At 69.6% G+C, this 23,124-nt stretch carries 19 protein-coding genes; 8 read left to right on the top strand and 11 right to left on the bottom strand.

Annotated features, from left to right (window positions below):
- Positions 1-21: 21 nt before the first annotated feature.
- Positions 22-1,749: a GMC family oxidoreductase gene (locus ABZ863_RS00095; RefSeq protein ID WP_358528994.1), complete on the top strand. Its 1,728-nt coding sequence runs from the start codon at positions 22-24 to the stop codon at positions 1,747-1,749.
- Here ABZ863_RS00095 and ABZ863_RS00090 read toward each other — a convergent pair.
- Positions 1,721-3,004: an aldehyde dehydrogenase family protein gene (locus ABZ863_RS00090; protein WP_358528991.1), complete on the bottom strand. Its 1,284-nt coding sequence runs from the start codon at positions 3,002-3,004 to the stop codon at positions 1,721-1,723. The genes ABZ863_RS00095 and ABZ863_RS00090 overlap by 29 nt on opposite strands.
- Before the next feature lie 93 nt (positions 3,005-3,097).
- On the opposite strand from ABZ863_RS00090, the gene guaA reads away from it, so the two are divergent.
- Both guaA and ABZ863_RS00080 read left to right on the top strand, forming a co-directional pair.
- Positions 3,098-4,642 (top strand): glutamine-hydrolyzing GMP synthase, encoded by a 1,545-nt coding sequence (gene guaA / locus ABZ863_RS00085; protein ID WP_358528988.1) that lies wholly within the window; start codon positions 3,098-3,100, stop codon positions 4,640-4,642.
- Between the two features lie 34 nt (positions 4,643-4,676).
- Positions 4,677-5,462 carry an E3 ubiquitin ligase family protein gene (locus ABZ863_RS00080; protein ID WP_358528985.1) on the top strand — a complete coding sequence of 262 codons (786 nt, stop codon included), beginning with the start codon at positions 4,677-4,679 and terminating at the stop codon, positions 5,460-5,462.
- On the opposite strand, the gene ABZ863_RS00075 is transcribed toward ABZ863_RS00080, so the two are convergent.
- Positions 5,455-5,676, bottom strand: a complete 222-nt coding sequence (locus ABZ863_RS00075) for a hypothetical protein (protein ID WP_358528982.1) — start codon at positions 5,674-5,676, stop codon at positions 5,455-5,457. The genes ABZ863_RS00080 and ABZ863_RS00075 overlap by 8 nt on opposite strands.
- 16 nt (positions 5,677-5,692) lie before the next feature.
- Entirely contained in the window at positions 5,693-6,946 is a 1,254-nt protein-coding gene (locus ABZ863_RS00070; protein WP_358528981.1) for a PspC domain-containing protein, read from the bottom strand.
- Between the two features lie 98 nt (positions 6,947-7,044).
- Here ABZ863_RS00070 and ABZ863_RS00065 point away from each other — a divergent pair, with 98 nt between their 5' ends.
- Together ABZ863_RS00065 and ABZ863_RS00060 are read left to right on the top strand one after the other, a co-directional pair.
- Positions 7,045-8,433, top strand: coding sequence for a PspC domain-containing protein (locus tag ABZ863_RS00065; RefSeq protein WP_358528978.1), 1,389 nt, complete (start codon positions 7,045-7,047; stop codon positions 8,431-8,433).
- Positions 8,430-9,104: a response regulator transcription factor gene (locus ABZ863_RS00060; protein WP_358528977.1), complete on the top strand. Its 675-nt coding sequence runs from the start codon at positions 8,430-8,432 to the stop codon at positions 9,102-9,104. The genes ABZ863_RS00065 and ABZ863_RS00060 overlap by 4 nt, the downstream gene beginning before the upstream one ends.
- Here ABZ863_RS00060 and ABZ863_RS00055 read toward each other — a convergent pair.
- Positions 9,004-9,981, bottom strand: coding sequence for a DMT family transporter (locus tag ABZ863_RS00055; protein ID WP_358528974.1), 978 nt, complete (start codon positions 9,979-9,981; stop codon positions 9,004-9,006). The genes ABZ863_RS00060 and ABZ863_RS00055 overlap by 101 nt on opposite strands.
- An 83-nt stretch (positions 9,982-10,064) precedes the next feature.
- On the opposite strand from ABZ863_RS00055, the gene ABZ863_RS00050 reads away from it, so the two are divergent.
- Positions 10,065-10,952, top strand: a complete 888-nt coding sequence (locus ABZ863_RS00050) for a LysR family transcriptional regulator (protein WP_358528971.1) — start codon at positions 10,065-10,067, stop codon at positions 10,950-10,952.
- Here the strand turns inward: ABZ863_RS00050 and ABZ863_RS00045 are convergent.
- The 6 genes from ABZ863_RS00045 to ABZ863_RS00020 form a co-directional block, all read right to left on the bottom strand.
- Positions 10,939-11,874: a serine/threonine-protein kinase gene (locus ABZ863_RS00045; protein ID WP_358528968.1), complete on the bottom strand. Its 936-nt coding sequence runs from the start codon at positions 11,872-11,874 to the stop codon at positions 10,939-10,941. The two genes, ABZ863_RS00050 and ABZ863_RS00045, sit on opposite strands and share 14 nt — an antisense overlap.
- A gap of 83 nt (positions 11,875-11,957) precedes the next feature.
- The gene (locus ABZ863_RS00040; protein ID WP_358528965.1) at positions 11,958-13,568 is read right to left on the bottom strand and encodes a serine/threonine-protein kinase; all 1,611 of its coding nucleotides are present in this window, start codon (positions 13,566-13,568) and stop codon (positions 11,958-11,960) included.
- Between the two features lie 200 nt (positions 13,569-13,768).
- Positions 13,769-14,143 (bottom strand): hypothetical protein, encoded by a 375-nt coding sequence (locus ABZ863_RS00035; protein ID WP_358528963.1) that lies wholly within the window; start codon positions 14,141-14,143, stop codon positions 13,769-13,771.
- A 246-nt stretch (positions 14,144-14,389) separates the two neighbouring features.
- On the bottom strand, positions 14,390-15,553 hold the full coding sequence (locus ABZ863_RS00030; protein ID WP_358528961.1) for a hypothetical protein: 1,164 nt from the start codon (positions 15,551-15,553) through the stop codon (positions 14,390-14,392).
- 250 nt (positions 15,554-15,803) lie between these two features.
- Positions 15,804-16,121: a hypothetical protein gene (locus ABZ863_RS00025; RefSeq protein ID WP_358528958.1), complete on the bottom strand. Its 318-nt coding sequence runs from the start codon at positions 16,119-16,121 to the stop codon at positions 15,804-15,806.
- A gap of 58 nt (positions 16,122-16,179) precedes the next feature.
- Positions 16,180-16,458, bottom strand: coding sequence for a chorismate mutase (locus ABZ863_RS00020; RefSeq protein WP_358528955.1), 279 nt, complete (start codon positions 16,456-16,458; stop codon positions 16,180-16,182).
- Between the two features lie 216 nt (positions 16,459-16,674).
- Here ABZ863_RS00020 and pcrA point away from each other — a divergent pair, with 216 nt between their 5' ends.
- Entirely contained in the window at positions 16,675-19,077 is a 2,403-nt protein-coding gene (gene pcrA / locus ABZ863_RS00015; protein ID WP_358528952.1) for a DNA helicase PcrA, read from the top strand.
- A gap of 450 nt (positions 19,078-19,527) precedes the next feature.
- Here the strand turns inward: pcrA and ABZ863_RS00010 are convergent, their stop codons facing one another.
- Entirely contained in the window at positions 19,528-20,217 is a 690-nt protein-coding gene (locus ABZ863_RS00010) for a M23 family metallopeptidase (RefSeq protein WP_358528949.1), read from the bottom strand.
- Between the two features lie 608 nt (positions 20,218-20,825).
- Here ABZ863_RS00010 and ABZ863_RS00005 point away from each other — a divergent pair.
- On the top strand, positions 20,826-22,562 hold the full coding sequence (locus tag ABZ863_RS00005) for a hypothetical protein (protein WP_358528947.1): 1,737 nt from the start codon (positions 20,826-20,828) through the stop codon (positions 22,560-22,562).
- The last annotated feature ends 562 nt before the right edge of the window (positions 22,563-23,124 follow it).

The raw sequence follows: 23,124 nt of genomic DNA, 5'->3' as shown, positions 1-23,124 counted from the left end.
CTTGCGGTTACAGTTTTTTCTGTGACTGCGCGTAACACCATCAGTGGTGATGGCTCGCCCGACTACGACGTGCTCGTGGTCGGTTCCGGCTTCGGTGGCAGTGTCGCGGCCTTGCGGCTGACCGAGAAGGGCTACCGGGTCGCCGTGGTCGAGGCCGGGCGCCGGTTCGCCGACGACGAGTTCGCCCGTACCTCCTGGGATCTCCGCCGGTACCTGTGGGCGCCACGGCTCGGCTGCTTCGGCATCCAGCGGATTCACCTGCTCAAGGACGTCATAGTGCTGGCGGGTGCCGGCGTGGGCGGCGGTTCCCTCGTGTACGCCAACACGCTGTACCGGCCGCTGAAGCCGTTCTACACCGATAGGCAGTGGGCGCACATCACCGACTGGGAGGCCGAGCTCGCGCCGCACTACGACCAGGCCAGCCGCATGCTCGGCGTGGTCACCAACCCGTCGGTGACCCCGGTCGACGAGGTCATGCGCAAGGTCGCCGCCGACATGGGTGTTGGCGGGACCTACCACCCGACCCCGGTGGGCGTGTTCTTCGGCAAACCCGGGGAGCACGCCAGCGACCCCTACTTCGGCGGCGCGGGGCCGGCGCGCACCGGCTGCACCGAATGCGGATCGTGCATGACGGGCTGCCGCGTCGGCGCCAAGAACACGCTGGTCAAGAACTACCTGTACCTCGCGGAGCAGGGCGGGGCGAAGGTGCTTCCGCTCACCACGGCCACCGCCGTGCGCCCGCGCGGCGGTGGGGCCTTCGAGGTCGATCTCCGCAAGACCGGGACCACCTCACGGCGCTTCACCCACACCCTCACCACGAGCCACGTCGTACTCGCCGCGGGTACCTGGGGCACGCAGCGGCTGCTGCACGACATGCGTGACAGCGGCACGCTACCGCGACTCTCACCCCGGCTCGGCGAGCTGACCAGGACCAATTCCGAGGCGATCATCGGTGCGGCACGGCCCACTGTGGACCCGGCTGCCGACTTCAGCCGCGGGGTCGCCATCACGTCCTCCATTCACCCCGATGCGGCCACCCACATCGAGCCCGTCCGCTACGGCAAGGGCAGCAACGCGATGAGCCTGCTGCAGACCGTCGCCACCGACGGTGCCTCCGAGGTACCGCGCTGGCGGCAGGCGCTGCGCCTCCTGCTGCGCCATCCATTGCGGACCGCGATGCTGCTCAACGGGTACCGGTGGAGCGAGCGCACCGTGATCCTGCTGGTGATGCAGAGTCTCGACAACTCGATCACGACCTACACCAGGCGAGGTCTGTTCGGGCGCAGGCGCTACACCTCGCGTCAGGGACATGGCGAGCCGAACCCGACGTTCATCCCGGCCGGTCACGAGGCGAACCTGCGTACGGCCGAGCACATCGGCGGTCTGCCAGGCGGCGCCTGGGGCGAGATCTTCGACGTCCCGCTCACCGCGCACTTCATCGGGGGCGCGCCCATCGGAACGAGCCCCGACGATGGCGTGATCGACCCCTACCACCGTGTCCACAACTACCCGAACCTGCACGTCGTGGACGGCACCGCGATCACGGCCAACCTCGGGGTGAACCCTTCGCTGACCATCACCGCCCAGGCGGAGCGTGCGTTCTCACTCTGGCCCAACAAGGGCGAGGCCGATCCGCGCCCTGCCCAGGGCGATGACTACCGGCGCGTGGCGCCGATCGCGCCGCGGAGTCCGGCGGTACCGGCGCACGCACCCGCCGCGCTCAGAACGGCGAACCCGGCAGCAGGGTGACGCGTTCCTCGGTGAGATCCCGGATGGTCCGGCGCAACGATTCGGGTCGATAGCCGGGTACGTCGCCGATCACCACCTCTGTCGCGGGCAGCTCGGCGGAGGCACGCATGGCCAGCGTGAGGTCGCGGGTGAACACCCCGGACCGGGTACCTGCCGCCGCGGCGAAGGCGTCGGCGGCGGAGCCGGCGGTCGCGACGGTGAGCACCGGCGCGGGTGGCCTTTCGGCGAGATCGGCACCGCTGAGCAGGGTGGGCGGGATGGTCGTCCCTTCCCGCGTGCCGCCGGTGAGCACGCTCGCCCCGCCCGCGACGGCGTCCCCGAGCCACGCGCTGATCCGCTCGGCCGAGTCCTCGTCCCGTACCGGGCCCACCGAGACCTCCGTGTCATACGGGTCGCCTGTGCGCTGCGCTCGCAGTGCGCCCAAGAGCAGCGGGACGAAGTCGTCGGCGACGGCCGCATCCACCACCACCGTGCGCACCGCATCGGGTTCCCGCCCGGCCGCGCGCGTGGCCGACACGGCGATCCGCCGGGCGGCGTTCTCGAGGTCGGGCCAGTCGGCGAGGACCACGGCCGTGCAGTGGTCGCCGCGGGACGGCACCGCCCACAGCCGAGGGTCTGCGACGAGTGGCTCGGGCTGGTCGAGTGGCAGCACGGACAGCACGCCGGCGGGCAGTTCGGCGTCCGCCAGCAGCTCGCCGAGCAGCAATGCCGACAGCGGCGTATCCGGCGGCGGCACGAGCACGATCGGAACGCCGACGGCCAGCGCGGCCGCGACGAGGTGGACGGCGGCGCCCAGCGGGGAGTGCGCGGGAAGGAGCCCGAGCACGGGGCCACGCGGGACCCTGCGCACGAGCCTGGTCAGCGAACCGGCTGTGTCCGCACACCGCATTTCGCTCGTCGCCCGCTCCATTTCGCGTGCCGCGAAGCGCAGGGTCGACACCGCCTGCTCGACCTCGACTTCGGCCCACCGCAACGGTTTGCCGCTTTCCGCGGTGATCAGCTCGGCGACCTCCGCCGACCGGGCGGCGAGCTCTCCCGCGGTGTGCGCGAGCGCCGTCGCCCGCTGCTGTGCGGTGCCCGCGTTGGCACACCGGGTGGCCGCGGCGACGGCGCGTTCCACCTGGTCCTCGTCGGGCACCGCCACCGTGGCGACCTCGGTGCGGTCGTAAGGATGGCGGACGGCGCGAGTGCGGGCACCGTACTCGGCCCTGCCTGCGATCCAGGTCGCTCTCGGTCGCGGGGTGATGGCGTCCATAGTGCGTCACCGTAACGGCGCCCTGCGCTCAGCGCCGGGCAGCTCACCTGCGACGATGAAGACGCCCGTTCGTGAATGCCAGGAGGTCCGGCAGTGGCAGAAGGTCCCGTGCTCGTGGTGGACTACGGCGCCCAGTACGCGCAGCTCATCGCCAGGCGAGTCCGCGAGGCGCAGGTGTACTCGGAGGTCGTGCCGCACACCACCGCAGTGGCCGATCTGGTCGAACGCAAGCCGGCCGCGATCATCCTCTCCGGCGGCCCGTCCAGTGTGTACGCCGACGAGGCGCCGCGGGTCGACCCTGCCCTGTTCGACACCGGCGTCCCGGTCTTCGGTATCTGCTACGGCTTCCAGGCGATGGCGCAGGCGCTCGGCGGTGAGGTCGAGCACACCGGCACTCGCGAGTTCGGCCGCACGGAACTGGGCGTCTCCGGCGGTGCCCTGCACGAGGAGCTGCCCGCGCGGCACCCGGTGTGGATGAGTCACGGCGACTGCGTCACCAGGGCACCGGAAGGCTTCACGGTCACGGCTTCGAGTGACGGCGCCCCCGTCGCCGGGTTCGAGGACGTCGATCGCAAGCTCGCCGGTGTGCAGTACCACCCCGAGGTCGCGCATTCCCCGCACGGGCAGGAGGTTCTCCGTCGCTTCCTGCACGACGTCGCCGGCATCCGTCCGCAGTGGACGACCGCGTCTATTGTGGACGACCAGGTTGCCCGTATCCGGGCGCAGATCGGTGCGGGGCACGCCATCTGCGGGCTCTCCGGCGGGGTCGACTCCGCCGTCGCGGCGGCGTTGGTGCAGCAGGCGATCGGTGATCGCCTCACCTGCGTCTTCGTCGACCACGGCCTGCTGCGTGCCGGCGAGCGTGCGCAGGTCGAGCGGGACTTCGTTGCCGCGACGGGCGTCAAGCTGGTCACTGTGGACGCGCGTGAGCGCTTCCTCACCGCGCTCGCCGGCGTCACCGACCCCGAGCAGAAGCGCAAGATCATCGGCCGCGAGTTCATCCGGGTCTTCGAGCAGGTGGCCCGTGACCTCAAGGCCAAGGGCGATGCGGAGTTCCTCGTCCAGGGCACGCTGTACCCCGACGTCGTCGAATCCGGCGGCGGCGCGGGCGCCTCGAACATCAAGAGCCACCACAACGTCGGCGGGCTGCCCGACGATCTGCAGTTCAGCCTCGTCGAGCCGCTGCGGCTGCTGTTCAAGGACGAGGTACGCCGCGTGGGGCTGGAGCTCGGCCTGCCCGAGACCATCGTGCACCGCCAGCCGTTCCCCGGACCCGGGCTGGGTATCCGGATCATCGGCGAGGTGACCGCGGAGCGGCTGGAGACGCTGCGCGCGGCCGACTCGATCGCCCGCGAGGAGCTCACGGCCGCGGGCCTCGACCGCGACATCTGGCAGTGCCCCGTGGTGCTGCTGGCCGATGTGCGCAGTGTCGGGGTCCAGGGCGACGGCCGCACGTACGGCCACCCCGTGGTACTGCGACCCGTTTCCAGTGAAGATGCCATGACAGCGGACTGGACCCGGCTACCCTACGACGTGCTCGAACGCATCTCGACGCGGATCACGAACGAGGTCGCCGAGGTGAACCGGGTGGTGCTCGACGTCACGAGCAAGCCACCGGGCACGATCGAGTGGGAATGACCAACGCCTAGGCGAACTGGGGGTAGTACCGACCATGTGGATCGCAGGTGCGCTGCTTTGTGTGGCGGCTGTGGCCGGTTTCTTCTACATGCGGCACACGAGGAACGAACTGCACGCGATGATCGGCACCGAGACCCTGCCGATCCCTGAGCTCGAACGGCTGCGCGGCATCTCCGACGAGCTCGGCGCCAAGGGCTCCTTCCGCAAGGTCGCCGAGGTCGTCGGCGCGGCGTATCCACGGCCGGAAGGGCTGCTCACCGCGGAGCTGTCGAAGACCGAATGCGTGTGGTTCCGCTACGAGGTCAAGCGACACTACGAGACGGTCGAGTACCGCGATGGCAAGCGGCACCGGGTCAAGCGGACCGAGAACGTCGCAGGGCACACCTCGTGGGAGGGCTACGCGCTGATCGACGAGCAGGGCCGCACCATCGGCGTCGACCCCAACGGCACCAAACCCGATGCCGTTGAGCAGACGGTCAGCCGGTTCGAACCGCACAACGGCGGCGGTGGCAGCGTCGAGCTGTTCGGCTTCAAGCTGCCGCAGTTCGTCGTGGGCGGTGGCAGCACCACGATCGGCTACGACTACAAGGAGTGGGCGATCCGGCCGGGCCGTCGGCTCTACATCCTCGGCGAGGTCCACGACCGGATCGGTCCGCTGGTAGTCGGCAAGCCGGAGAACGGTGGGCACTACCTCATCTCGACCCGTACCGAGCAGGAGCTGCGCGACGACCGCGTCAAGCGGCACAGGTTCCTCGCCGTCGGCGTGATCGCCGGCGCCCTCATCGGGATCGTGCTCATCGTGGCCGACGTGCTCACCTAGGTGGCTTGTCGGAGCCGTTGTTCCTGCGGCCTCCGCGCACCGATGCGATCAGCATCAGCGCACCCACCAGCACGGCGCCGCCCGCGAGGAGCCAGCGCAGCTCCATGCCGGTGAGCCACTGCGGCCCGTCCGCCAGGATGTAGCCCGACACGCACAGGGTGGCGATCCCGGCGATCAGGGTGAACACGTCCACGCCGTTCCTGCAGTTGTTCACGGGCCTGTTCTCCTGCTCAGCCACGGGTCACCTCCACGTTTCCCGCCGTCGACATGATGTCCAGTGTGATGCGCTGGCCACCGGGGCCATCGCTGCCGAAGTCCACGTCGTGCACCGGCCCCATCCCCAGTCCGGACTGCTCGCGGCCGAGGCAGTCGACATTGCCGGCCCGGGTCAGGCAGGTGTAGGTCACATCGGCCGTCTCGGGCACCGTGACGACGATGTTGCCAGCGCCATTGCGCAGTGTGGTCACGACAGGGGTGTCCGAGGTCGCCAGCTCCCGGAGATCGAGCCGGATCTCGCCCGCGGTTCGTTCGTAGCGTGGCTGGACCTCGGCCGCTGTGCGTGGCTGGGCCTCCAGCATGCCGACGCCGCCACGGAAGTTGTCGATCCCGACGCCGGGCACCGCGGTGAGGAAGAGCCCCGCCGCCGCCAGCGGGACGGCGAGCCAGATCAGGCCACGGCCGCCGCCGAGGAAGGCACCCGCGACCATCCCGGCACCGAGCACGCCCAGCACCATGCCGATGACGTGCGATGGCGTGAACCACGGGTCACCGCTGGAGATCAGCGCCGTACCCACGCCGGCGACCGCGATCGCCACTCCGACCGCCGCGAAACCGATCTTCGACTTGCGCCGCCGTCGTGGGGGTTCGGGTGCCGGTGGCTCCGGCTCCGCCTGTGCGTCGGGCAGGTCCCAGTTGAGGGGCGCGGCGCCAAGCGGATCCCAGCCGGCGGCCGTGCTGGCGCTCGTTGCGTGCGCGTAGAGCCCGTTCGACGCGCTGCTGGCAGCGGTATACGCGCTGAATGTCGTGGGGGGACGGTTGAGGTGGCCCCGACCACGGTGTAGCAGGTAGATCGCGGTGATGATCAGCGCAAGGCCGATGAACCCGCCACCGTCGAACCAGTCCCCTGCGAAGGTCCATCCGGTGATCGGGATCAGCGCGAGGCACAGCACCGCGGCGAACCCCTTCGACACCGAGCTGCGGCCCTTGCCGATGAGGTTCTCGAACGCCGAGACCTCGTCGCCCTCGGCGGGAAAGAACAGCCAGCCCAGCAGGTACACGGCGATACCGACGCCACCGAAGATGGTCAGTGCGACCAGCATTACCCGGACGACCACCGGATCGATGCCGTAGCGATTGCCGATGCCGGCCGCCACGCCGGCCAGCTTGCGGCCCTGGTGTGGCCGCCGCGGCCTGCTGGCCCAGAAGTCTTTCACCGTGTCTTCGAAGCCGTCGATACGCCTCGAGGTGCTCGTAGCCCCACTCATGCCATCGAGCATGCGGTCAGGGCACGGGCGCGCACATCCGGGAAGCCCCTGAACTTGGCGGGGCGCCTCCGGGCGGGCCCGGTTCAGGGGTTTCCCTGATGAAACCGCCTCCGATCTCTGTGAACATGGACAACGTGCAGGAGCAGCCCACCGAGGACCGCGTAGCGGCCACGCCGCACGCCGGGCCGGCGCGTGCCGAGGTCGCCGCGCCTGCCGTGGGCGTTGTCGCGGAGTCCGGTGGCCCGCACAAGATGCACCGGCGCCGCACACCTCGCACGCTCGCCGGCGTCGCGGGCGGCCTCGCCGACCACCTCGGCGTGAAGGTGCTGTGGGTACGCGCGGCCTTCGCGGTCCTTGCCGCATTCGGCGGGCTCGGCCTCGTCGCATACGGACTGCTGTGGGTGTTCGTCCCGCAGCAGTCGCCAGAGGCGCAGGTCGCCGAGGAGTCGCCGAAGGAGCGCCAGCAGGCTTACGGGCTGCTGGCGCTCGGTATCGGCCTCACCGCCGCGGGTGGAGCGCTGACCGGCCTGTTCAACGGCTGGTTCGGGCTGCCGGTCGCGGTGGCTCTTTTCGGTGCCGCGGTGGTGTGGCGGGAGGCCGACGAGTCGCAACGGCGCCGCTGGCGTACCGGGGCGCGCTCCGGCGTTGCCGGTGTGGTGCTCGGTGGCGGCGGCTGGTCCGCCACCATCCGCATCCTCGCCGGTGTCGCACTGGTGATGACCGGGATCGGCGTGATCGTGCTGCGTGGCAGCAGCCTCGCCCAGGTGCAGTTCGCGCTGATCGCCGTCCTCGCGACGTTGATCGGCGTCGCGGTGCTGACCGTGCCGTTCTGGCTGCGCATGGTGCGCGACCTCGGCGAGGAACGGCGTGCCCGCATCCGTACCGAGGAGCGTGCCGAGATCGCCGCCCACCTGCACGATTCGGTGCTGCAAACGCTTGCGCTCATTCAGAAGCAGTCCGAGTCGCCACGCGAGGTCGCCCGGCTCGCCCGCGGGCAGGAACGGGAACTGCGCAGCTGGCTGTACGGCTCGAACGGCTACGGCAAGGCAAGCCAGCGGGACGTGGACTCGACGCAGACGCTTGCGCAGGCCATCGCCGCCGCGTGCGGCGAGGTCGAGGACACCTTCGCCATCTCGGTGCCGCAGGTGGTCGTCGGGGAGGCCGAGCTCGACGAGCCCCTCACCGCGCTGGTGCAGGCTGCGCGCGAGGCGATCGTCAACGCCGCCAAGCACGCCGGTGTCGACGAGGTCAGTGTGTATGCCGAGGTGGAGCCCACAGCGGTCACCGTGTTCGTACGCGACCGCGGCAAGGGCTTCGACCCCGGCACCGTTCCGGATGACCGGCATGGTCTCGCCGACTCCATCCGAGGCAGGATGGAGCGCAATGGTGGCAGTTGCCGCCTGCGCACCGCGCCAGGAGAGGGCACCGAGGTGCAGTTGGAGATGCCACGCAAGGTGAGCGCCAAGACGTCCCAGGGGGCAACGTGACAGACCAGCAGCAGACCCGGCGGCCGGTGACGGTGTTCCTCGTCGACGACCACGCACTGTTCCGTGCGGGCGTGCGTACCGAGCTCGAGTCGATCACCGATGAGGTGCGGGTGGTCGGTCAGGCCGGTTCAGTGGCCGAGGCTGTCGCCGGTATCGCCCGCATGCGGCCGCAGGTGGTGCTGCTCGACGTGCACATGCCGGACGGCGGCGGTGCCGAGGTGCTGCGGCGGCTACGCCCCGAGCTGCCGGACGTGGTGTTCCTCGCGCTGTCGGTGTCGGACGCCGCCGAGGACGTCATCGCGGTCATCCGCGCCGGGGCCCGCGGCTACGTCACCAAGACCATCTCCTCGAAGGAGCTGGTGGGAGCGATCGTCCGGGTCGCGGACGGCGACGCCGTGTTCTCGCCGCGGCTCGCCGGTTTCGTACTGGACGCCTTCGCCGACCGGCCCGGCTCGGAGCCCATCAGCGACCCCGAGCTCGACCTGCTGACCCCGCGCGAGCGGGACGTGTTGCGCCTGCTCGCGCGGGGCTACGCCTACAAGGAGATCGCGTCGGAGCTGTTCATCTCGGTCAAGACGGTTGAGACGCATGTGTCGAGCGTGCTGCGGAAGACTCAGCTGTCGAACCGGTACGAGCTGTCTCGCTGGGCGTCGGACCGTCGTCTGGTGTGACCGCTTTCCTGTGCCGCATGCGGGTGAGTGCCACGCCCGCGAGCACGACGACCATGCCGAGCACCACCCGGACGTTGAGCGGCTCGTCGAGAAACGCCGTGCCCAGCAGCACCGACACCACCGGCAGCAGGTAGCCGACGGACGCGGCCGTGATCGCACCCTCCGTGGCGATCAGCTGGTAGTTCAGCGCGAAGGCGATTCCGGTGGAGAACACCCCGAGCACCGCGACCGCGACGAACGCGGTGCCGTCGAGCTCGATGGGGCTCAGCCCGCCGATGGGGAAGGTGAGCAGCACGAAACCGCTCGCGGCCATCATCTGCGCGGCGGCGAGCGCGAGTGGTGAGGCACCTGTTCCGGACAGGTACCGGCCTTCGAAGACGATCACGAAGCCGTAGCTGGCGGCGGCCGCGAGTATGCCGAACGCGCCCCAGCTGAGCAGGCCGGACGCCTGCCAGGGGGCGAAGATCAAGATCGTTCCGGCGAGGCCGAGGATCAGACCGGCCGTGCGGGCGCCAGTGAGCCGCCGCTCGACACGCCACAGGAGCGCCACCGCCAGTGCCCAGAGCGGCGTCGTCGCGTTCAGCACGCCGGTGACACCGGAGTCGACGGTCTGCTCGCCGATCGCGAACAACAGGAACGGCAGCGCGTTGTGAAAGAGCGCCGCGATGGCGAGGTAGCCCCAGATCCGGCGCGATCCTGGCAACCGGTCCTTGGCCAGGAAGCAGAGTGCTGTCAGTACAGCCGCGCCGAGTACGACCCTGCCCAGTACCAGCTGAACCGGGGTGAAGGCGTTCAACGCCAGCTTGATCCAGAAGAAGCTGGAGCCCCACATGAGTGCCAGTGCGCCCATGCGCAGCAAGGTCTTGAATTCTCCCACACCTGTCACATTCGTCTGGCCGGCGCGTTAGGACAAGCGAATTCTGCTGGAGGTGCTTTAAGCAGAACTGTAAGGTTGCAGGCGTGCTTGACGTACGGCGAATGCAGGTCCTCCGCGCTGTGGTGACGAGTGGCTCGATCAGCGCGGCCGCCCGTAACCTCGGCTACACGCCGTCGGCGATCAGCCAACAGCTGTCCACATTGGAGCGTGAGGTGGGCGTGGTGCTGCTGGAGCGCGCGGGGCGCGGGGTGCGGCCGACGGCGGCTGGCTCGCTGCTGTCCGAGCACGCCGAGGTGCTGAGTACCCAGCTCGCCAAGGCCGAGGCTGCGCTCGCCGACCTGAAGGACGGGCGCACCGGCCGCATCGCCATCCGGTACTTCGCGACCGCGGGCGCCGCGCTCGTTCCGCCCGCCGTGGCCGCACTCCGCCGCGAGCTGCCCGGCATCCAGGTGGATCTCAAGCTGGTCGAGCCGGACGATCCGCTGCCCGAGGTTGAATCAGGTGCGGCCGATGTCGCCATCGTGGTGTTTCCGCGTGCCACGCCGCCGGCGAAGGGCGTGGAGCTGGTGCACCTGCTCGACGATCCGTATCGCGCGGTTCTGCCCAAGGGGCATCCACTGGCCCGCAAACGGGTGCTGGGCCTGGCCGATCTGGCCGACGAGCAATGGGTCGGCAACGAGTGGCCACCCGGCCCCTGCCAGGAGATCGTGTTGCAGGCGTGTGGTGCGGCCGGGTTCGCGCCGAACTTCGTTGTCGAGTCGGAGGATTTCCAGACCGCGCAGGGCTTCGTGGCTGCCGGTCTCGGTGTCTCGCTGCTGCCGGAGCTCGCGCTGAACTCTCCGCACCCGGGCGTTGTCGTCCGCAGGGTCCGCAACCCCACACCGCTGCGGGTTCTTTACGCCGCGGTCGCCGCGCACGCAAGGGACAACCCCGCCGTGCGCACCCTGCTCGACGCGCTCAACTCACGATGACGATGACAAGGACTACGACGACGATGGCGAGGACGATCAGCGCCCACCGCCACGTCCCTGCTGTCGGTGCCTGCCGGGGCGGGGCAGCCGGCTCGACGCGCGGTGGCCGGGGCAACACGGGCACGGTCGGCATGGCTGGTGCGGTCGGCGGGACGAATCCGGTTTCCTGACCGCGGGCGATGGCTTTCAGCGCCCCGACGGTGTCCGTCATCGTCGGGCGCAGGTCCGGATCGGTGCGCAGCATCTTGAGCAGCGCGCCGGTCAGCGGCCCGGTTCGCTGCGGCACCGCTGGCTCGTCCGAGCCGTCCGGTCCGAAGGGCGGAACGCCCTCGACCGACGCGAACAGTGTCGCGCCGAGCGAGTAGGCGTCGGCAGCCGTCGTCGCCGGCTCTCCCTTGGCGACCTCTGGTGCACGGTAGGCCGGATCAGGTGCGGGATCAGCGATACCGATGTCGGTGATCTTGACCCCGCCGTCGTCGGCGAGCAGTACGTTGCCGGGCTGCACGGCCCGGTGCGCCAGGCCGATGGCATGGGCGGTGGCCAGCGCGGAGCCGAGCTGGGTACCCAGGTAGGCGGCCTGCTCGGGCGTCAGCTGGCCGTACTCGTTGAGGAAGTCGGCCATGCTCCGGCACGGCACGTACTCCATGATCAGCCAGATGTCGTCGGCGTCCCGGATGACGTCGTAGACGGTGATGGCGTTGGGGTGCAGCACCCGGGTCGCCTGCCTGCCTTCGCGCAGCGCGGTCTCCCTGGCCTGCTCCGCCTGTTCGGCGGCCAGATCCCGCTGGATGTACAAGCGTTTGGCGGCCACGGTCCGGTGCAGCATCGTGTCGAAGGCGAGCCAGACGATCCCGGCTCGACCGCGACCGATCGGCTGGTCCAGCCGGTACCGTTCACCGACGAGAGCACCTTCAGTGTCCATCACGCTGCCCCTTGTACCCCACCTTTAGTCAAACGGGCATCAATGGTCTGGAGAGTGTTGTGAAGCGGCTTGCCCTGCCCGGACTAGGTCGCCGGGCCCGACGTCGAGGTCTCGGTCGTCGGCGGATCCTGTGTCGTCTCGCTCGTCGGCGGGTCCGATGTCGGCTCGGTAGTCGTGGGCTCCGACGACGGCGGTTCCGAGCTGCGCGTCTGCTCCGGATACTCCGTCTCCGACGACGGCGGCGGTGCCGGCGGGATGTACTCGGGTTGGCTCTGGGTCGGCTGGGTCTGGACCGCTGTACTCGACTCCTGCGTGGTGGGCGGCAGAGTCGTCGTGGTCATCGTGGTCGTCGGCGGTTGGCTGGACGTGCTCGCTATCGGACGCTGCGGTGGCGGCTGCTCGGCATCGGTGCCGCCGTTGCCTCCGAACAGCCAGACGGCGAACGCCGCCATCCCCAGCACCACCACGCTGCCCACGATCGCGGGCACCTTCCACTGCCTCTGTTGCGGCTCCTCCTCGGCGGGCGGACCCTCATCGCGGGCGTCGTACCCGTCGTAGTCGTCATAGTCGTCGTACGCAGCCCCGGCCGGCACGGCTCGCGTGGCCTCCGGCCCGGCCGACGCGCCGTAGTGGTCGTAGTCCTGGTCGGGGTAGCCGCTCGCCGGTGCATACCGGTCGTCCGGTTCGTCGTAGTAGCCGCCGAGGTCCTCGCCCAGCGTGCCCGAATGGCCCACCGGCAGGTCGTCGTCCGCAGCCGCGGCGCCGAGTGCGGCACCCACGCCTGCCGCTCCGAGGACCGCGGTGCCGGTGCCGATCGCCGGCTGCACGGTGGTGGCGGCCTCGTCGGGGGCGGCGCCACCGAGCGGCGTCTCACCGCGCGCGACGGCGGCGAGTAACTCCTCGCACTCCTCGGCGGTCGGGCGGTGCCGGGTGTCGGGGTGCAGCATGACGGCGAGCACGCTGGTGAGCGGCCCGGACTGGCGGGGCGGGTTGATCTGCCCGGCGGCAACGGCATGCAACAGGCTCAGCGTGTTCTCGCTGAGCCCGAATGGTGGCTGGCCCTCGGTGGCGGCGTAGAGCGTCGAACCGAGGGAGAAGACGTCCGACTCCGGTCCGGGATCGCCGCCGATGGCGACCTCGGGCGCCAGGTAGGCCGGGGTCCCGGCGATCATGCCGGTCTTGGTGACCGTGACGTCGTCCTTGGCGCGCGAGATGCCGAAGTCGGTGATCTTCACGAGGCCGTTGTCGGCCAGCAGGATGTTGCCTGGCTTGATGTCCCGGTGGACGATGCCGACGGCGTGTGCTTCCTTCAGCGCCGCCGCGACCTGCGCGCCTATCCGGGCGACATCCAGCGGCGGGAGCGTCTTCCGCTGCTGGAGCTCCTGCGCGAGGCTGCTGGAGGCTAAGTACTCCATGATCAGGCAGGGCTGGCCGTTGGCGTCGGTCACGACGTCGAACACGGTGATGGCGTTCGGGTGGTGAAGCCGGGCGGCGATCCTGCCCTCACGCATGGTGCGGGCGCGCGCATCCTCGGCCTCGTTCCCGTCCAGGCCCGGCTGCAGGAGAAGCTGCTTGATCGCCACCGTCCGGGCCAGTACCTCGTCCTGGGCCTGCCAGACGGCACCCATGGCACCGGTGCCGATCCGCTTGATGATGCGGTAGCGGCCGGCGACCAGGCGACCGTCGTCGCTCACGCGACCTCCTTCAGGGCTCCGTCAGTTGGTATGGAGCACGGGCACAACCCGACGAGTTGTTTGCCGGTTTCACCGAGACCGACTCGTAACAGAGTAGGCCGCTCACTCTGTGCACATACAGGCGGCACTGTGGGGGACTGTGCCGTGCTCTCGGGGTGATAGACGCGGTCGCGGTCACTGAGGTTGCGCCGCGAGTGGCTTCACATCGGCGATGTGTCCAGCGCGAAGCCGCCGGGCGTCTCGATGATTTCCAGCGATCCGGCGGATTCGGTGTCCTCGGGCTGCTCGGCCCGTCCGGCGCGAGATGCGGCGACGATGAGGGATGCCGCCAGCAACGCCGTCGCGAGGAGCAGCGCGGCCAGTTTCGCCCGCCGGGCGAGTGGGTGCTCCGGCTCCCGTGGCGCCTCTGGTTCCTTGCGCGTCGGACGAACGCCGGGTGGAGGCAGGTACCTGCGTGGCTCGCGGAAGACCTCACGCAGGTACTCGTCATCGACCAGTTCGTCGGCGAGGATGTCGTCGCTGAGGACGTCCTCGACCGCGATGGTCGGCTCGGATGCGTGGCGCCGGTCGTGCACTGCTGGCCCTCGTCTGTTTCGTCTTGTGGACTTCGTCTTCGGACCCCTGGCAACAGGTAACCGTCCCGCGCTCTCAACCACCAGGTTCGATCGGTGGGCAGTCGTGCAGGCACGACGAACGGCATTCGATGTCACCCGACTAGACCAATCGATGACCGTTCACCGCACTGCACGTGCAACAGAATGTGCGGATTACCTGTGCATTTGCCGATGAATCGCCTGTTTGCCAGTGGCGGTACGGAACCGCTACTGCCCGTCGTCGGCGATCTTGGAGTCGTTGGTGAAGACGAGTTTGCGTGTTTCCTCGGTCGTGGTTCCGTCGGTATGAGTTACCTCGACCGTGTTAACGGTGTAACCGTCGTTCTGGTCTACGTAGATGTGCTTGACGACGAAGTAGGCGACGTCGGCGTACTTCTCGCGCAACCCCTCGGCGCCCTCCGAGGCCAACTGCCCAGTGGTCAGCTCGTGGGCTGAGTCGGCGTCCTCGGTGACCAGGTCGAGATAGTCCTGGGACCGCTCGCCCATCGTGTCGGCGTCGTAGGGCTCGAAGGGCACGTACCGCGTCTGGGCCTTCGTGGTGGGGGCGCGGGTGACCGGTGGCTTCTGCAGCGGTGGCGCCGACGAGGTCGGCGGCGTGGACGAGGGCGCGTCGCTGGTCTGGGACACCGAAGACCGCGCGGCCGACGTCGACGGTGAGCGCAGCTCTGCCTGGTTGTCCGTGCTGGAGCCGGTTGTCTCCGTTGTGGTGGGGGCGGTCGTTGATGTCGGCGCGCTGTCCTCGGTGAGGTAGCCGGTCTCGTTGTCGGCGTAGCCCTCGTGCGGGAGTAGTGGCGCGACCCCGCCGTGGCGGTCGGGCCAGCCTTCGGCGACGCGCCGGTCGGGCGGGGGCTGGCCGACGAGAAGGGTTCCGGCGACCAGCAGCGCGACCACGACGCCGCCAGAGGAGATGCTGGCGAACCAGGCGGCCTTGCGCCAGCTCCGCGGTGGCGTCACCGACGCGGGTACCGAGCCGAGGTCGAACGTGCCGAGGCCGTCCGGCGGTGGCGCCACGTAGACGCGTGCCTCGTCGTCGTCCTGTCGGGGCGTCCGGTCCGGCCTGGTGAGTGTGATCTTCTTTCGCCGGACGGTGGGCTCCTCCGCCTCGCCCGGTGCGGGCGAGGGAATGGGCAGCTCACCGCGGGCGGCGACGAAGTCGGGTGCGGGGGGTGGCCCCGCGGGACGGCGGGTCGGTGGCAACGGCAGGGAACCGGTGACTGTCGCATCGGGTGTCGCCCGCCTGCGGCGCCGGGGCGCCGTGGTGACCGCGGGCGTCCAGGTCCCGGCACCCGGCGCGTGCCGGTGCCTGCCCTGACGCTCGGGAAGGTCGGGCGTAGCGAAGCGGTGGTCGGTCGGATCGGCCATGCCGTTCATGCCTGGTGGACCCTTCTCCACCCGCCACCTGACGGCGTTTCCCAGCCGGTTAAACCAAACGGAGCAGTGGTGTCACGAGCATCTGCACGGCACTCTGCACGTGCGCCACCCGTGGTAGCGCACAGATCACCCGCGAGACCCCTCACGCCGCCCAGACTAAGAGCCTTTCCGCCCTTGCGGTGCTCCAGGGCGCCAACCACCCGCGGATATCACCCCTCTGGGCGCACCCGCGTCTGCCCGCGCACGTGTGCTACCGGGCGCCGCCGCGGTACTTCGCCTGCGTCGACTGCAGTGCCTTCGTCGCCGTCGCGCCGCTACCGACAGCCAGGATGATCGCGATGACGTCGAGTGCGGGGCCACCTGCGGTGAGCAGCAACGCGAACAGCGAGACAGCCGTGGTACCACCGGCAATCGCCCACCTGGAGCGGACGTACTCCGCGATGGGGCCGCCGCCCGCCCGCTTGTTCGCCGCGTTGTTCAGGAGGGCCAGATAGCCGGCATGCCCCAGGGCCGCGAGCACGCTGGCGAGCGCGATGATGAAAGCGACCAGGTGAACGATCGTGTCCATGCCTCCAGTGTGCCCGAGTGCCGGACCGACCCGGCTCGGGGAGCACCCTGAAATTCCGTCAGCGGCCGAGCCTGCCGCGGCCCAGGTTCAGCAGCGCCATGGCGAGCTGCCTGCCTTCCGGGCCGAGCTCGCGGTATCGGGCGAGCACGTCCATCTCGCGGTTGTAGACGATGCGCGGGCCACCGGCCGCCATCCGTGCCGCTCCAATGGTCTTCGACACCTCGGCCCGACGTTTGACCAGCCGCAGGATCTCGGCGTCGAGCCAGTCGATTTCCTTGCGCAGCTCGTCGATGTCGGTGGTTGCGGTCTCGTCGGCGTCGTGAGCCTGTGCGTTCATCTCGTCCTCCGGTCTTTTCCGGATCGCATCCGGGCCCCGAGCCGACAAAAGCCCCGGGTCCGTGGACTCCGGGGCTTAGTGTGATGGCAGGTGGGCACTATGCGATCACGGGAGCCGGAGTCCGGATCCCGTAAAAAAATCGAAACGCGTAGTACCGCATGGCGCGAGTATGGCACACGCCGCAGCGTCGGGGGTCCCAGGTAGCGTGAAGTCACAATGAGCACCCTCTTCGATCTCCCCCTGAACCCGGGCAGGCACGCGGACTTGCTCGACGATCTCAATCCTGCGCAACGTGCGGCGGTGGAGCACAGCGGCGCACCGCTGCTCGTGGTCGCAGGCGCCGGATCGGGCAAGACGCGGGTGCTGACCAGGCGGGTCGCCTACCTCCTCGCGGCGCGCGGCGCGCACCCGGGCCAGATCATGGCGATCACCTTCACGAACAAGGCCGCCGCGGAGATGCGGGAGCGGGTCGCGGAGCTCGTGGGCCGCAGGGCCAACGCGATGTGGGTCTCGACGTTCCACTCGATGTGCGTGCGCCTGCTGCGCCGCGAGGCGAAGACGCTCGAGATGTCGTCGAACTTCTCCATCTACGACGCCGACGACTCGCGGCGGTTGATGACGCTGGTGGCCCGCGATCTGGATCTGGACCCGAAGCGGTACCCGGCACGTACGCTGGCCGGGCACATCTCGAACCTGAAGAACGAACTGCTCGACGCCGACGCGGCGGTAGCGCGGGCCGGCAACGACTTCGAGCGCAGGGCGGCCGAGGCTTACGGCGAGTACCAGCGCAGGCTCAGTCAGGCCAACGCGATGGACTTCGACGACCTGATCATGCGCTCGGTCGAGCTGCTGCAGGCGTTCCCCGATGTGGCCGAGCACTACCGGCGCCGGTTCCGGCACGTGCTCGTCGATGAGTACCAGGACACCAACCACGCCCAGTACACGCTGGTGCGGGAGCTCGTGGGCACGGAGCCGACCGAATCCGGAGTCGAGCCGTCCGAGCTGTGCGTCGTCGGCGATGCCGACCAGTCGATCTACGCCTTCCGCGGTGCCACGATCCGCAACATCGAGGAGTTCGAACGCGACTTCGCCAACGCGCGCACGATCCTGCTCGAGCAGAACTACCGGTCGACCCAGACCATCCTGTCCGCGGCGAACGCGGTCATCGCCCGCAACCCGAACCGGCGCGACAAGCGGCTGTGGACGTCCTCGGGCGACGGGGAGAAGATCGTCGGCTACGTCGCCGACAACGAGCACGACGAGGCGGCGTTCGTCGCGGGCGAGATCGACGCCCTCGCCGACCAGGGCGAGGCCAAGTACTCCGACGTCGCGGTCTTCTACCGGACGAACAACCAGTCGCGTGTCTTCGAGGAGATCTTCATCCGGCTGGGGCTGCCGTACCGCGTGGTCGGCGGTGTGCGGTTCTACGAGCGGCGCGAGGTCCGCGATGCACTGGCCTACCTGCGTGTGCTGGCCAATCCCGAGGACACCGTCAGCCTGCGGCGCATCCTCAACGTGCCGAAGCGGGGGATCGGGGATCGGGCGGAGGCCGTCGTCGCGACACATGCCGAGCGGGAACGCGTGTCGTTCGCGGCGGCGCTGCGGGACGCCGTCGCGGACCGGGTTCCGCTGCTGAACCCACGCTCGCAAAAGGCGATCGCCTCCTTCGTCGAGTTGCTCGACGGTCTGCACGAGCTGGTCGAATCCGGTGTGGAGGTCGCCGACGTGCTGGAGGCCGTCCTCGAGCGCACGGGGTACCGCGCGGAGCTGGAGGAGTCGGACGATCCGCAGGACGCCTCCCGGCTGGAGAACCTCGACGAGCTGGTCACCGTGGCGCGGGAGTTCACCGAGTTCGCCGACACCGTGCTCGGCCCGGAAGCCGAGGCGGAGCAGGAGGTGGACGACGCCGCCGGCGTTCCGGAACCCGGCTCGCTGCCGGCCTTCCTGGAGCGTGTCTCCCTCGTCGCCGACGCCGACTCCATTCCGACCCCGGACGGTGAAGGCGGTGAGGACTCCGGCGTGGTCACCCTGATGACCGTGCACACGGCGAAGGGCCTCGAATACCCGGTGGTGTTCTGTACCGGGTGGGAGGACGGCGTCTTCCCGCACATGCGCGCACTCGGTGAGCCCGCGGAGCTGGCCGAGGAACGCAGGCTGGCGTACGTGGCGATCACACGGGCGCGGCAGCGGCTGTACGCGTCCCGTGCGCTGATCCGCTCGGCCTGGGGCCAGCCGATGGCCAACCCGGCGTCCCGGTTCCTCGACGAGATTCCTGCCGAGCTCATCGACTGGCGTCGGCTGGCGCCCGCGAGCGGCTCCGGCACGGGCGGTTCGCCGCGCGCCGCCACGACCTGGGGCCGCAGGAGCGGCTTCGGTGACGACTCGGCTCAGGCCGGTCTCGCCTCTCGCGGCATGCGCACGACCACGTTCAAGGTCTGGAAGGACACGGTCGCGCTCAAACTCGATGTGGGTGATCGGGTGAGCCACGACAAGTACGGGCTCGGCACCGTCGTCTCCACGGACGGCTCAGGTCCACGGGCGACGGCGACCATCGATTTCGGCGCATCGGGAACGGTGCGACTGATGCTCATCGGCAGTGTGCCGATGGTGAAGCTCTGAGGGCGCTGGTCGACCGTTCCCCCTTCTGGGTGAACTCGTGCGGCAGGCGGAAAACTGTCGTACCCCCGCGCTAACCTTCTTCTCGAACATAAGTTCGAGAGCTGGGCGATGTCGATGGCCCAGAACTGGGGGTAGCCGGTGTGGAGCGATGGTTTCAACTCGTCAGTGAGGGCGTTCTCCGCTCTCTGGACGAGGTTGCGGCGCGCGCGGTGGCGGAGGGCGGCGCGCTGGCACCAGATGTCGGCAGGCTCGTCGCCGCCTGGCACGTCCTGCTGCGCCAGCATGAGCGCACAGGGCGCCGGGGATGCCTGGCGTGCGGCCGACGGCACGGGGGCCGGCTGTGCACGGTGTGGCAGGTCGCCGTCGGGTACTTCCTACGCCGGCTACCAGAGGATCAATGGCCGCGACGGTTGCGTCCGGCTCGGGGCCGGGACCGTTGCTGAGCCGGGATCAGGCCGCGACGCCGTGCTCGGCGAGCCACTGGCGCGGGTCGATCTTCTGTCCGCCGGAGGTCCACACCTCGAAGTGGAGGTGGGGCCCAGTCGACTGGCCGCGGTTGCCCATCTCGGCGATCTGCTCGCCTGCCTTGACGCGCTGACCGACGCTCACCGAGTAGCTGTTGATGTGGCCGTAGACATGGACCGTGCCGTCGTCCAGCTGGATCCGTACCCACAGCCCGAACCCGCTGGCAGGGCCCGCTTCGATCACTGTGCCGTCACCGGCCGAGACGATCGGCGTGCCGATGCTGTTCGCGATGTCGATGCCGTAGTGAGTCGTGCCCCACCGTGCGCCGAAGCCCGAGGTGAAGACGCCCTGCGCGGGCAGCACCGTCTTGGGGCGGGCTGCCTCTTCAGCGGCTAGGCGGGCTTCCTCGGCTTCGCGCTCGAGCCGGGCGTTGGTCACCTCAGCACTGTCGGTGAGCTTCTGGACCTCGGCAGAGGCGTCGGTCGTCTGTGTCACCTGGAGGAGTTCCGGCGCGGCGACGGGTGCGCTGCCGCCCATTCCGAACGACGCAGTGGCGTCACGAGTGCTCGCCAGCGGCGTCACATCGGTGTTCGATTCCGGAGAAGCAGAGGCGGCCTGAAGTGTTTGACCGGCAGCGGCAGCGGCGAATGCGCCAGCGGCGACCGCGGCGACCACAACGCGGCCGCGCAGGGCCGACGAGGGCGCGGGAAGCCTATGAGACCCCCGGACACGAACGACCGCACCATCCAGTGCGTCTTCAAGTGCCCGGGAAGGAGCTTGGCCGCCGGGGGAGCGGTGTCGAGCCAAGACGGGGCCTTCCGTTACTCGGGGAGCCAGATCGCTGGACACCGGGCGGGGGATCCCGGCGAGCGGTTTCGGGGGTAACCGCTCGATGGTGTGCCGGTCTCCGGCTGAGACCTGCCCACCGTGCCTGTCGTGACCTGACCGTAATGGGGACTGCGGGACAGTAACGAAGTGGTCCACGGTCGAGCAAGATCCGCGCTCCGTGTCGACCGAATCGAGCAGTCGTATCGGCGCGTGAGTGACCGAATGACACAAGGTAGAAGGGGGATTACTCCATCCATGTGACTTGCATTACATTTGTGCAACCGCGGGATGAATCGGGAGCGGTTCGGAGAACTGGGTCAAGTTGTTTTGGCTGCCTCCGCCGTTGCTAGCGTCGGCATGGACAACAGCCGCCAGAGCCGCACCGCGATCCCGTTCTGAGGTGAGTTGATGACTCGTCCCGCCCGCCCGCAGGGTGTGTTCCTGGGCAGGTGGCGTTGAGTACGCGCGTCCTGGTCAGGGCACAACAGCAACCCGCGGTCCTGCTGGCAGCCCTTGCCGCCGCCGGACTGGCTGCTGTGCTGCTCGCCGCCGGCGCTGTCGTGCCAGTCGTCGAAGGAGCGGCACGCGGCTTCGGCAGCGCGCCCCTATTGATCGTGCTGGCGCTGCTGCCTGTCGTGCTCGCCGCAGCCGCTGCCGCGCGCGGCAGGCACGCATCCGCCGCGGGCGTACTCGCGGGTGCTGCAGCGCTGGCTCCTGGCCGAGCAGTGCTCGACCTGCAGTTCGCCGCCGATCCGTCGGTCGCCGTGCGACCGGAGCTGTACCTGCCTGCCGACTTGCTGGAGCACTCGGCCGCGTCCGGGCTGTGGTTCTTGCTCGGTGGACAGGTGGCTGCCCTGGTCGCAGGCGCGCTGGCGGTACGTGCCTACCGGCTCGCCGAGGACCGGGATGACAGCGAAGAGGATGGCGCGGTGCGGTGGCGGCAGCGCTGGCTGCTGGTCGTGGTGGTCGCCGCCGGGATAGCCGCGATCGGCGTCCTTATGGCACCGTTCAGCTCCGCCGACGTGTACCTGCTGGCACGCAACGCGTTCGAAGGCCCCGCCGTCGCGCTCACCGGCTACCTCCTCATCGGGTGCGCCCTGCCGCTGGCCGCGGCGCTCGTGGTGACATCCGGCAACGGCGAGTTCGCCCGGGGCGGGTTGGCCGGGCTGGCTGCCGCCGCGCTCGCGCTCGCGTTGCCGGGGCTGATCGCGGGAATGACCGTGGACGGGCTGAGCGTCACGGCCGGACCGATCGTGGCGCTCGCCGGCGTTGCCGGGCTCGTGGCAGTCGTGAGCACGCGACCGGCCGCTGAGGCGCCCGATGAGCCGACCGCTCACGAAGCAGGCGAGGTCAGTGTCCCGGGGCGCCGCCGCCTGCTGGTTGCCACCGGGCTGCTCGCTGTGCTCACCGCCGCGGCCGCGGTGCTCGGCTCGGTGACACCGCAGCTGACGGTCGCGGGCTCGTTGCCCGCACCGGAAAGCCCCGCGCGCTGGGTGTTGCTCGTGGCCGGCCTGCTCGTCGGCTTCCTGGGGCTGGCCACGTTCGTGCCCCCGGCCGCCGCCGTGCTCCGGCCGGTGCTCTCCATTGCCTGGGCCGGTGTGCTGTTGGCAGGCGCCGCGGTGCTCGATACGGCGATCACCGCGACCGGCGTCACCGGCGCCGTCTCGGCCGGGCCTGGCGTGCTGTGGACATGGCTCGCCATGTGCGGTGCGGTGGTGACAGCGTGCTGCTCCGTCGTTGTGGGCATCGTGGAACGGGAGGACGCCGACGACATCGGCGACATCGACGCCGCGGGTGCCGCCTTGCCCGGGTTGCAACTGGTCGTGCCGCTGACGGCCGGTGCCGTGCTCGCCATCGCGGCATTCGGCACGCCGGTGGTCGAGGCACCGGACTATGTCCCCGCGGGGCTGTGGTCGGACTTCGGGACACCCTCGTGGGGGTTGCTCGCCGCGCTGCTCACCCTGCTCGGCGCCGTGGCCCTCGCGCCGCGCAGTCGTCCCTTGCCCGCGGCCGGCGTTCTGGCCGGGGCGGTGTGCCTGCTCGCCCTGCATGCGGCTGCGTTGCCGCTCAGCGCGGGTGACATCGACGGGGCGTCCGCCGGCATCGGGCTCTGGTTCTCCGTCGCCGGGATCGTCGCCTTGGCGAGCGCAGCCGGGATCGCACTCGCGGACCACCGGCGGAGCCGCGGGTGACCGGCCGCCGGCGGGTGGCTCGGGTTGTGCTTGCCGAACTCGGCGGTTCCTGCAGCACTGTTCTGCCACTCGCCCGCGCTCTGCGAGACGCGGGTGCGGAGGTCGTCCATGCGGGGATACTCCGTGCCCCGAGCGAGGTCGTGGCGACCGTTGAACAGGAAGATCCTGACCTGTTGGCCATTGCCTGCGGACCGGAGTGGAATACCCAACTGGAGGCGGACGTCACACCGGCCATACCCGATGTCCCGGTGGCCGTTTTCACAATCGATACAGATGTCACTCAATGGGTGAAGGACAACGCGATATGCGCCACAGGTCCCAGGTCAGGGCCTTGCCGGTGACCGAGTTCACCAGGTGCGGCGGCATCTGTCTGCGGGCAAATCGCTAGGGTCGTCTCGTCCGGCAGCACGGTTTGTCAAAAACCACATCAAAACCACAGTGGCGTGTGTCGTCAGGAGACTGGAGTAGTGGACCTCTACGAGTATCAGGCGAAGGATCTCTTCGCCGCCCATGGTGTGCCGGTGTTGCCCGGTGCTGTGGCGAGCACCCCGGAAGAAGCGTT

The sequence above is a fragment of the Saccharomonospora sp. NPDC046836 genome (genome assembly GCF_040645195.1).
GTDB lineage: Bacteria > Actinomycetota > Actinomycetes > Mycobacteriales > Pseudonocardiaceae > Prauserella_A.
Note: the sequence above shows the minus strand (reverse complement) of the source record. Positions and strands in the feature narration are given on the sequence as shown.